This window comes from Pseudomonas sp. Q1 (assembly GCF_009935975.1).
GTDB lineage: Bacteria > Pseudomonadota > Gammaproteobacteria > Pseudomonadales > Pseudomonadaceae > Aquipseudomonas > Aquipseudomonas palleroniana.
In genome coordinates, this window is sequence record NZ_QODI01000023.1 from 13,860 (window position 1) to 24,722 (window position 10,863).

Sequence of the window (10,863 nt, forward strand, 5' to 3'; positions counted from 1 at the left end):
ACATCTGCCGCAAGGGCGCGTGTTTCAGCCGCGAGCCTGTAGAAACAACTGCGCCTTGCGCGCCAATTGATCCAGATGGCGATCGCGCTGCTTCTCGGCATCGACCATGGCGCGCTTGCCGTGTTTTTGCAGCAGGTAGGTGTGAATCTGCCGCACTTCCAACGAGCGGTAGATGGCCGCGACATCCAGCACGCCCATCAGGCCGTCGGTGCCATAGTCGCGAGTGTTCATCAGCACCTGCGTGCCACGCGCACCGCGCACTTGAAACCCCATGGCCTCGAAGGTCGCGACCTTTTCCACAGCGCACGCCAGCTCGGCATGGGGGTAGCGTGCGAGTACGTCCTGCAGCATCGCCCGCGCGATCCCCTGGCGCCGATACCCGGCTTGCACGGCCATGAAGGCAATACCGCAGGCGTGCGGATCATCCTTCACCGGTAGATAGAGGCAAAAGCCCACCACCTGTTCCTCTTCCATCGCCACGACCAGTTCGACGGCGATGCCCTTTGCCCCATCCAAGGCCTCCAGGTACAGGTGCACCTCAAAACCGATGGCGTATTGGTAGATGTTGTAGAGCAAGTTGCTCGGCGGCAGCGCGACACTGCTGATGTCGGTGAGGTTGTCCACCACCATCTGCAGGATCTGGCCATTGATGGCTTCGGGGCACGGCGTGGTGTAATGGGTAAGGCTGAACATGCAAATTCCTGGGGTTTCGCGTCAAGGCAACGGCGATTGTACCTGTTGCAGGCACACCTCACGCAAACAGCCGCGCAGCCAGCGATGGGCCAGGTCGGCGTCCTGACGTGGGTGCCAGAGCATCGCCACGGTGAAAGGCGGTAGCGCAACCGGCAAGGTAAACCGGAACAGCCCCTCGGGCTGATTGGCCGTGTAGCGTTCGGGCACGCTGGCGATCAGATCGCTGGCGCGGGCCAGGGCGACAGCGGTGGAGAACCCCGCCACAACCGTGCAGATCTGCCGGCTCAAGCCCTGCGCTTCAAGGGCATCGTCAATCTGGCCACGGTCCTGGCCGCGCCGCGAGACATACACGTGGCCGCCTTCGGCAAAACGCGCAGCGCTGATTTCACCCTGGCTCAGCGCATGGCCGCTGCGCACCACCCCGATCAACCGGTCGCGAAACAGCGCCTGGGTCAGCACCTCGGGGCCGGCGCCGGCGTCGACCACGCCGGTTTCCAGGTCGACACTGCCGCCGCGGAGCCAGTCCGTGTGTTTGTCGGTTTTATTGATGAAGCGCAGCCGCACGCCCGGCGCGTCCCGGCCGATGCGCGCGAGCAGCGCAGGGCCGAAGCTTTCGACGAACTCCTCGCTGGTGCGCAGGGTAAAGCTGCGCGTCACGCGTCGCATATCCAGGGATTGTGCGGGGCGCAGAACGCCTTGGGCCTGCTGCACCAGGCTGCCGACCTGTTCGCGCAATGCCTGGGCACGTGGCGTGGGCACCAGTCGGCGACCGGCGCGGACCAGCAACGGGTCGCCGGTGGTTTCGCGCAGACGCGCCAGTGCCCGGCTCATGGCCGACGGGCTCAAGCCCAGGCGCTTGGCGGCACCGGCGACGCTGCCTTCGCTCAACAAGACGTCCAGGGTAATCAGCAGATTGAGATCGGGCATCGGCACTCCTGACAAGGCGTTATACGCACGTATTAACTGCAAACCATGCGTCTTCCGCCATGTTAAACGAGGTCGTAGATTGGTGACATCCGCATTCATTCAAGGAATCGTCCATGCAGACCTCCTCCCGAGGCGCTCTTTGGAGCCTGTGTTTGTCCATGTTGCTGGCCTCGCTCGGCACCAGCATTGCCAATGTCGGCTTACCCTCGTTGGCGCAGGTGTTCGAGACGTCATTTCATGCCGTGCAGTGGGTGGTACTGGTGTATCTGCTGGCAATCACGGCGGTGATTGTTGCGGCCGGCAGCCTGGGTGATCGCGTGGGGCGCCGGCGCTTATTGCTGATCGGGCTGCTGCTGTTTGCGCTGGCCTGCGGGTTGTGTGCGGCCGCGCCGTCGCTGCCATGGCTGGTGGTCGCACGGGGACTGCAGGGGCTGGGGGCGGCGAGCATGATGGCAATGACCTTGGCGCTGGTCGGCGACACCGTCACCAAAGCGCACACGGGCCGTGTCATGGGGTTGCTCGGCACAATGTCGGCGCTGGGTACCGCCCTGGGTCCGAGCATCGGCGGAGTACTGCTCAGCCTGTGGGGTTGGCGGGCGCTGTTTCTGGTCGGCCTGCCATTGGGCTTGCTGGCCACCACCCTCGCCTATCGCTACCTGCCGACTGATCGGCTACGCAGATCGAATGCCACCGGCCTGGGCTGGCGTGTCGCGCTGGCAGACGGGCCGTTGCGCGCCGGCCTGGCGATGAGCGCGCTGATTGCCGCCGTGATCATGGCGACCTTTGTCGTCGGTCCGTTTTATTTGTCCCGTGGCCTGGGGCTCGATGCGACCTGGATGGGCCTGGCCATGGCCGTTGGCCCCTGCGTGGCGGCCTGCGCCGGCGTACCGGCGGGCCGTCTCACCGACCACTTCGGCAGCCGCCGCATGACCCTTGCCGGCCTGGGCTTGTTGTTCTGTGGCGCCCTGCTGTTGTCATGCGCCAGCGGCCTGCCGGCGTACCTGACGGCACTGGTGGTTTTGACCTGCGGCTACAGCCTGTTCCAGGCGGCCAACAACACCGCGGTGATGAGCGACGTGCACGCGCCCCACCGAGGCACGGTCTCGGGCCTGCTGAACCTGTCGCGCAACCTGGGCCTGATTATCGGCACTTCGGCCCTCGGCGCAGTGTTTGCCTGGGCCACGCCGGATGTTACGAATGCCCCCGCACAATCGGTCGCCAACGGCCTGCATGCGACCTTCAGCGTCGCGCTGGGGCTGATCCTGTTGGCGGTCGTAATACGACACAAATATTGACAAGATAAAATCGTAACGACTATTGTCTGACAACCTGATCAACAAGGCTGTCCCATGCTTGAGCTCCAACGCCCCGACTCGCTGGTCGTACGGGTTGTCAGCGCCATTCGCGCAGAAATCGATTCCGGCCGACTGCCGCCGGAGTCCCGCATGCCCACAGAGCAGCAACTGGCCGAGCAGCTCAACGTCAGCCGTTCCGTGGTGCGCGAAGCCATCGCACAGCTCAAGGCCGATGGCGTCATCACCGCACGAAGGGGCCTGGGTTCGTTCATTTCACAGACGCCGGCCGGTACAGTGTTCCGTTTTCCGCAGCAAGATGGCCGCCGTCCAGACCTGGCGCAAATGTTCGAGGTGCGTCTGTGGATCGAAACCCAAGCCGCTTCAATCGCTGCCCGGCGCCGCGATGAGGCTGACCTGCAGCGCATGAAAGGCGCCTTGCAGGCCATGCAGGACAACCGCGATAACTTCGAAGCCGCCGCCATCGCCGATGTGGAGTTCCATCGCGCCATTGCCGACGCCAGTAAAAATGACTACTTCGTGGCCTTCCACGACTTCCTGCGTAGCCAGTTGGCCAGCGCCCGCAAAACCGCCTGGGAAAACTCGGCGTCGCGTTTTGCCACCGGCTCCGCTGATGCGACGCAGGAACACCAACGGCTCTACCAGGCGATTGCCGACGGTGATGCGCAACGCGCCGCCGCCAGTGCCGAGGCGCATTTGCGAGCCGCAGCCCGGCGCCTGAGCCTGGAACTGCCGACTACCGCCTGATCCTATGAATAGCGTGTCCTGGACACGCCCTTTTTTAACAAAAACATTAGTCTGACAACCTGATAAGCAGACCAAAATGTATAACGGTAGGTATTTCACGCAATGATTCACGACTTTTGCATTATCGGTGGCGGCATCGTCGGCCTGGCCACCGCGATGGAACTGCTCAAGCGCCAACCGGGCGCTTCGGTGGTGATCCTGGAAAAAGAACCGGTGCTGGCCAGGCACCAGACCGGTCACAACAGTGGTGTCATCCACGCCGGCATCTACTACGCACCAGGCAGTCTCAAGGCAGACCTGTGCAAGCGCGGCGCCGCAGCTACCAAACAGTTCTGCACCGAGCACGGCATCAAGTTCGAGGTGTGCGGCAAGATGCTGGTGGCCTCAAGCCCCCTGGAAATGCAGCGGATGGAAGCGCTGTACGCCCGCGCCCAGCTCAACGGCATGCACGTCGAACGCCTGGACGCCGACCAGTTGCGTCAGCGTGAACCGAACATCGTCGGCCTGGGCGCGCTGTTTCTCGACGCCACCGGCATCGTCGACTACCGCCAGGTGTGCGAAACCATGGCCCAAGTGATCCGTCGCGGCGGCGGCGAGATCTGCCTGGAACGCACCGTCACCGCGATCCACGAGGACACCGACAAAGTCAGCGTCAGCACCCTCGGCGAAACCTGGCAGGCTCGGCACCTGGTGGTCTGCGCCGGCTTGCAGTCGGACCGTCTGGCCACCCTGGCCGGGGTAGCGATCAATCACCAGATCATCCCGTTCCGTGGCGAGTACTTCCGCCTGCCCGCGTCGAAAAACACCCTCGTCAACCATCTGATCTACCCGATTCCTGACCCGGAGTTGCCGTTTCTCGGCGTGCACCTGACCCGCATGATCGACGGCAGCGTGACCGTCGGCCCGAACGCGGTGCTGGGCCTGGGCCGCGAGAACTACCGCAAGTTCTCGGTGAACTGGCGCGACGTGGCGCAGTACGCCAGTTTCCCCGGCTTCTGGAAAACCCTCTGGCAAAACCTCGGCTCGGGCACCACCGAGATGAAGAACTCACTGTTCAAGTCCGGCTATCTGGAGCAGTGCCGCAAATACTGCCCATCGCTGACCCTCGACGACCTGTTGCCCTGCGAAGCCGGTATTCGCGCCCAGGCGGTGATGCGCGACGGTAGCCTGGTGCACGACTTCCTGTTCGCCCAAACCCCACGAATGCTGCACGTCTGCAACGCGCCCTCGCCGGCCGCCACGTCAGCCATGCCCATCGGCGCAATGATCGCCGACCGCCTGTTCACTCCCCAGTAACACCCGGCAATACGCGTCCATTTGACAATAACTATAAAGACTCAGAAGGAAGTACAGCATGACGGCCCCCGTCTCTATCGCCACCCACGAAACGCCCGAGCAAACCCGCAAACGCCTGCGCAAAGTCGCCGCCGCGACCATCTTCGGCTCCATGCTGGAGTGGTATGACTTCTACCTGTACGCCACCATGGCGGCTATTGTGTTCTCGAAGATTTTCTTCGATAACAGCGACCCGAAGACCGCTTCGCTGATGGCGTTCTCCACCTTTGCCATCGGTTTTATCGCCCGCCCGTTCGGCGGCATCCTGTTTGGTTACCTGGGCGACAAGTTCGGCCGCAAGCAAGTGCTGGTGCTGACCTTCTGCCTGATGGGCGTGTGTACCACACTGATCGGCCTGATCCCCAGTTACGCCTCCATCGGTATCTGGGCGCCGATCGTGCTGGTGTTTATCCGCATCATTCAAGGCCTGGGCGCCGGTGCCGAGCTGTCGGGTGCCGCAGTGACGTCCTATGAACACGCCTCCCAGGGCAAACGCGGCAGCCAGGGGGCGTGGCCGGCGCTGGGCCTGAACCTGGGCCTGTTGCTGTCGTCACTCACCGTGTACTTGCTCACCATGAACGGCAATGAGTTCCTGCTGGCCGGAGGCTGGCGAATTCCGTTCGTGTGCAGCATCGTGCTGGTGGGGGTCGGCCTGTGGGTGCGTAACAGCATTCCGGAAACCCCGCAGTTCAAGGAACTGAGCCAAGAGGCCGCCAAGGTCAAGGCTTCGCCGCTCAAGGCCTTGTTCAAGAACGACCTGAAGGGGTTGGCGGTGGTGTTCTTTGTGGCCGTTGGCTATAACGCCCTGAGCTACATCTTCAAGACCTTCTCCCTGGCCTACCTGACCCAGTTCAAAGGTGTCGATGTGCATGTCACCTCATTGTCGGTGACGATCGCCAGCCTGATCGCCATCGTCGCGGTGCCCTGCTTCGGCTGGCTGTGCGACCAGTGGAGCAGCAAGACCGTACTGATGCTCGGCGGGGTGTTTTCGCTGCTGTTCGCCTACCCGTTCCTGGCCCTGCTCAACAGTGGCGAAAGCCTGATGATCTACCTCGCCATCGGCGTTGGCACCGGCATTCTCGCACCGATGATGTTTGCCCCGCAGGGCTCGTTCCTGAGCCGCCAGTTCCCGACCCAGACGCGCTCCTCGGGCTTCGGCACCGGACGTGAAATCGGCACCGCCATCGCCGGCGGCCTGGCACCCTTGGGTGCGCTGTCAATGGTGGCGGCGTCGGCCACCCACTCCACCGATGGCGTGGTGATCATCCTCGCTGTTTCGGCGTTGCTGGTAGTGGTGTTCGCCTTGTGCGACCAGGGTCGCAAACACTCGACATTCAAGAACTGAGGCAAAAAGTTCAGATCAATGGGTGCATGGATGCACCCGGATCGCGCATCATGGGCACTTTCAAGCTCAAGGGTAACGTCCATGCGCGTTCTGTCATTGATGATGGGCCTGACGACGCTGGCCGCCACTACGGTGTTCTGCGCCAGCGCGATGGCGAATGAAGAAAGTCAGTTGGTACAACAGATCAACCAGTACCGCAGCCAGGTGCAACGCTGTGGTGACCAGGGTTCCCAGGAACTGCCGCCGCTGACCAGCGACACACGGTTGGTACTGCCGGCGACCAACGTCGGCGATTTGCAGCAATCGCTGGCGCGGGCGGCGTATCCGATGGTCAACGTGCAAGCCATCAGCCTGTCCGGGCCCAAGGATGCGCAAGCGGCGATGAAAGCCGTGCGCGAGAGCTTCTGCCGCGTAGTGCTGGACCCGCAATTCGTCGACATCGGCGTGAGCAACAGCGGCCAGGACTGGCGCATCGTGCTGGCCCGACCGCTGCTGACCAGCGGCCTGGGTGACTGGTCGACCGAAGGCAAGCAACTGCTCAACCTGATCAATGCCGCCCGCGCCCAGGCGCGCCAGTGTGGCACCCAGGCCTTCAACGCGACCACGCCACTGACGTGGAACGACGACCTCGCGGGGGCCGCCAACAGCCATACCCGCAACATGGCCAACGGCAACTTCTTCGACCACCTGGACCACGACGGCCGCACTCCGGGCGATCGGGCCGAGCTGGCCGGGTACAGCGCGAAGAACATCGGCGAAAACATCGCCGCCGGCCTCGATACGCCACGCAAGGTGGTAGACGGTTGGCTCGCCAGCCCAGGGCATTGCGCGAACCTGATGAACCCGCAATTCCGCGAGCTGGGTGCGGCCTACGCCATGGACCCGAAGAGTGATGCGGGGATCTACTGGACGGCGGATTTCGGCGCACAGCAGTAGCGGTACACCCGCCCGGCATACTGGGCGGGTGTCGACTCAAATAAAGACGACATCAAATTGCCATCTCCTGGATAATCGCGCTGAACTGGCCGCGTTGATTCCGGTCTGTTGCTTGTCAGGCTGCCTTTCGGCATCGACAGTACGTGGCAAACAAGGTGTTAGTGCAATGATGAATTGGCTGCAAAGCAGCAGCGACATGGCCGAGCAGGTGCGCCGCCATGATTGGGCCAGTACTCCGCTGGGGCCACTGGAGCAATGGCCGGACGTGCTCAAGACCACGGTCGCGCTGTGCTTTGCTTCAAGCTTCCCGCAGGCCATCGTCTGGGGGCCGTCCCTGACGACGCTGTACAATGACGCCTTTGTGCCGATTCTGGGCGACAAGCCGTTTGCCCTCGGACGCCCGTTCAGTGAAATATGGCAAGAGGCCTGGCACGAAATCAGCCCGATCGCCGACGCGGCCTATCAAGGCCATGCCACCTACATCGAAAACTATCCCCTGGTGATCGAGCGTGGCGCCGGCCCTGAGCAGGCGTATTTCACCTTTTGCTACAGCCCGATCCGCGACTCCCAAGGCAAGGTCGTGGGCCTGCTCGACACCGTCACCGAAACCACCACCACCGTCTTCCTCGCCCGCCGCCTCGCCGCGCTGGATGCCATCGGCAATGCCGTGGCCGGCGCCACCGACGCGCAGGCGATCATGAGCATCACCACGCGCCTGCTGGCCGAGCACTTGCAGGTGTCCAATTGCGCCTATGCCGATATGGATGCCGATGAAGACGGCTTCACCATTCGCGGCAACTGGGCCGCGCCCGGTTCGCCCAGTATTGTCGGGCGCTATCGACTGGCCTCGTTTGGGGCGCGGGCAGTCAGCAAACTGCGCTCGGGCGAGCCCCTGGTGATCAGCGACAACCGGGTAGAGTTCACGCCCGAGGAGTCGGCCCGCTACCAGGCCCTGGGCGCCACGGCGACGGTATGCTTTCCGCTGATCAAGGAGGGTCGCCTGACGGCCCTGATGGCGGTGCATCACAAAACCCAGCGCGTCTGGTCGCCGTATGACCTGGCGCTGGTGGGTGAAGTCACCGAACGCTCCTGGGCACATATCGAGCGCGTACGCGCCGACGCCGCCGTGCGCGAGGGGTTGGCGGCCATCACTGAACTGAACGCCACCCTGGAACAACGGGTGCAAGAGCGCACCCTCGCCCTCACCCAGGCTGAAGCCGCGCTGCACCAGTCGCAAAAGCTCGAAGCCATCGGCCAACTGACCGGAGGCGTGGCCCACGACTTCAACAATTTGCTGACGATCATTCGCTCGTCCGTGGATTTTCTGCGCCAGCCAGGGCTGTCCGAGGAACGCCGCCAGCGCTACCTCGGCGCCGTCTCCGACACCGTCGAGCGGGCCAGCAAACTCACCAGCCAGTTGCTTGCGTTCGCCCGCCGCCAGCCGCTGAACCCGGAAGCCTTCGACCTGAGCCGGCGCGTGCAAAATATCGGCGAGATGCTCGAAAGCGTCACCGGTTCACGCATTCATGTGCAGGTCGAAGTGCCTGCGCGTCCCTGCCATGTGTGTGTCGACGCCAGCCAGTTCGAGACTGCGCTGATCAACATTGCCCTCAACGCACGCGATGCCATGGGTGGCCAAGGCACCCTGACCCTGCGCGTCGCGTGCGTCTCAGCGCTGCCGCGCATCCGTGGCGATGCCCCAGTCCAACAGCCGTTCGTGACGGTGTCCCTCACCGACACGGGCACGGGCATCCCGCGTGAGACGTTCGAGCGTATTTTCGAACCGTTCTTTACCACCAAGGCCGTCGGTAAAGGCACCGGGCTGGGCCTGTCCCAGGTGTTCGGGTTTGCCAAGCAGTCCGGCGGTAACATCGACGTGGCCAGCACCCTGGGCCAAGGCACGGTGTTTACCCTCTACCTGCCCGAGGTGGAAGCGCCGGTCGCCCAGCACACGGCGCCGGACCCGGCACACAGCCCACTGCGGGACATGGCCATGGGGCATATCCTGATCGTCGAAGACAACCTCGAAGTCGGCCGTTTCGCCAACCAGATCCTCCAGGACCTGGGCTACCGGACCACCTGGGCTACCGATGCCGAACAGGCACTGGCGCTGGCGGGTGAGGACGCGATGGCCTTCGACGGCATCTTTTCGGATGTGGTGATGCCCGGCATGACCGGCGTGGCCATGGCCAAGCTGCTGCGCCAGCGACGGCCGGACTTGCCGGTGGTGCTCACCTCAGGCTACAGCGAAGAGCTGGCCGACAGTGGCTATGAGGGCTTCGAATTCCTGGCCAAGCCCTATTCCGCCGATCAGGTGGCATGGACGCTGGTCAAATCGATGCGCCGGGACTGAGCCCTACTCCGCCACGCCCCACTCCGCCACAGCCACTTGGTTACGCCCCATGGCCTTGGCGCGATACAGCGCCTTGTCTGCGCTGTTCATCAAGCTGTGCAGATCCTGATCGGGGCTGCGTACAAGGGCCACGCCGAGACTGGCCGTCAGGCCCTGCACCGGCTCGACCGTCAGGCCGGAAATCGTCTTGACCAATTGCTCGGCGATATCGCGCGCGGTTTCCAGCGACGTATTGGGCAGCAACACCGCAAACTCTTCGCCGCCGAGGCGACCATACACATCCGAATGGCGCAACGATGCACTGATCACCCCACCAATCTGCCGCAGCACGTGATCACCGGCCTGGTGGCCGTAGGTGTCGTTGACGCTCTTGAAATGGTCCATGTCCATCATCAATGCGCACACCGGCTGCTGGTTATCGCGACATTGCGCATACCGCTGCTGCGCGTGTTCGAAGAACGCACGGCGATTCATCAGCCCGGTCAGTTCATCAGTCTGGGCGGCCCGTGTGGAGGCGTTATGGGCGCGTTCCATTTGCCGGGTCAGGCGAAAGGCCTTTTCCAGGGCATCGGAAAATTTACGCGTCGCGCTGACCACGAAGGTTGAAAACACCAGCACTGCGATCGCCACCCCCACTTGCATCAGGGTCGGCTGAAACAGCAACCACAGCGTACATGGCAATAACACCAGGGCCATGGCGCCCAGGGTCATGTAGCGATAGGCCGAATAACACGAAACCGCACTGACCGACATGCCCACCGTAAACAACATCACCAGCACCTGGGACACACGGTCGTCGGGGGGCATGACCGCCAACGCGCCCATGCCCCAGATCCCGGCCGACAACATCAACGTGACCGCATAACGTCGTTCCCAGCGTGCGGGCGTACGGTCGATATCAGGGCAACGAAACCAGTCCATGAACATTTTCAGGCGCAACAGTGACGACACCGACAACGCCACCAGCCAGATCAGCATGACCTGGTGGTTGAAGCGGTCCCAACACAGCCAGCAGAGCATGGCGGCGCCGAGGAAACTGCCGAAGATCGCGGCGAACGATTGGCGAAACAGCTGGTGCAAACGGTCCGTTCGCACCTGCTCTTCGATCACGCAATCCGGGTCCAGCCCATGCCCAAGGTTGCTCATGAAGTCAGCCTGCTTCGATTGCCATGATAGAGCCAGCATTGTGGCATCCGGCCAGCAGCTGGGACAAC

General features: G+C 63.0%; 9 protein-coding genes. 6 read left to right on the forward strand and 3 right to left on the reverse strand.

The genetic code is table 11. The features are described 5' to 3' along the window. Positions 1 to 24: 24 nt before the first annotated feature. Positions 25 to 693: a GNAT family N-acetyltransferase gene (locus DK870_RS26930; protein ID WP_161550218.1), complete on the reverse strand. Its 669-nt coding sequence runs from the start codon at positions 691 to 693 to the stop codon at positions 25 to 27. A 21-nt stretch (positions 694 to 714) separates the two neighbouring features. Then, complete coding sequence (locus DK870_RS26935) at positions 715 to 1,620, reverse strand: LysR family transcriptional regulator (protein ID WP_161550219.1); 906 nt, start codon at positions 1,618 to 1,620, stop codon at positions 715 to 717. A 113-nt stretch (positions 1,621 to 1,733) separates the two neighbouring features. Here DK870_RS26935 and DK870_RS26940 point away from each other — a divergent pair, with 113 nt between their 5' ends. From DK870_RS26940 to DK870_RS26965, 6 genes are all read left to right on the forward strand, one after another. After that, complete coding sequence (locus tag DK870_RS26940; protein ID WP_161550220.1) at positions 1,734 to 2,915, forward strand: MFS transporter; 1,182 nt, start codon at positions 1,734 to 1,736, stop codon at positions 2,913 to 2,915. A 54-nt stretch (positions 2,916 to 2,969) separates the two neighbouring features. Further along, the gene (locus DK870_RS26945; RefSeq protein WP_090371356.1) at positions 2,970 to 3,680 is read left to right on the forward strand and encodes a FadR/GntR family transcriptional regulator; all 711 of its coding nucleotides are present in this window, start codon (positions 2,970 to 2,972) and stop codon (positions 3,678 to 3,680) included. Positions 3,681 to 3,782: 102 nt separating this feature from the next. Then, entirely contained in the window at positions 3,783 to 4,976 is a 1,194-nt protein-coding gene (gene lhgO / locus DK870_RS26950) for an L-2-hydroxyglutarate oxidase (protein WP_060757031.1), read from the forward strand. 58 nt (positions 4,977 to 5,034) lie between these two features. Continuing rightward, positions 5,035 to 6,360 carry an MFS transporter gene (locus DK870_RS26955; protein WP_104993511.1) on the forward strand — a complete coding sequence of 442 codons (1,326 nt, stop codon included), beginning with the start codon at positions 5,035 to 5,037 and terminating at the stop codon, positions 6,358 to 6,360. 81 nt (positions 6,361 to 6,441) lie between these two features. Beyond that, positions 6,442 to 7,296, forward strand: coding sequence for a CAP domain-containing protein (locus tag DK870_RS26960; protein WP_060757033.1), 855 nt, complete (start codon positions 6,442 to 6,444; stop codon positions 7,294 to 7,296). 166 nt (positions 7,297 to 7,462) lie between these two features. Continuing rightward, positions 7,463 to 9,649, forward strand: a complete 2,187-nt coding sequence (locus DK870_RS26965) for an ATP-binding protein (RefSeq protein WP_161550221.1) — start codon at positions 7,463 to 7,465, stop codon at positions 9,647 to 9,649. Positions 9,650 to 9,652: 3 nt separating this feature from the next. Here the strand turns inward: DK870_RS26965 and DK870_RS26970 are convergent, their stop codons facing one another. Continuing rightward, on the reverse strand, positions 9,653 to 10,834 hold the full coding sequence (locus tag DK870_RS26970; protein WP_104993508.1) for a GGDEF domain-containing protein: 1,182 nt from the start codon (positions 10,832 to 10,834) through the stop codon (positions 9,653 to 9,655). Between the last annotated feature and the right edge of the window lie 29 nt (positions 10,835 to 10,863).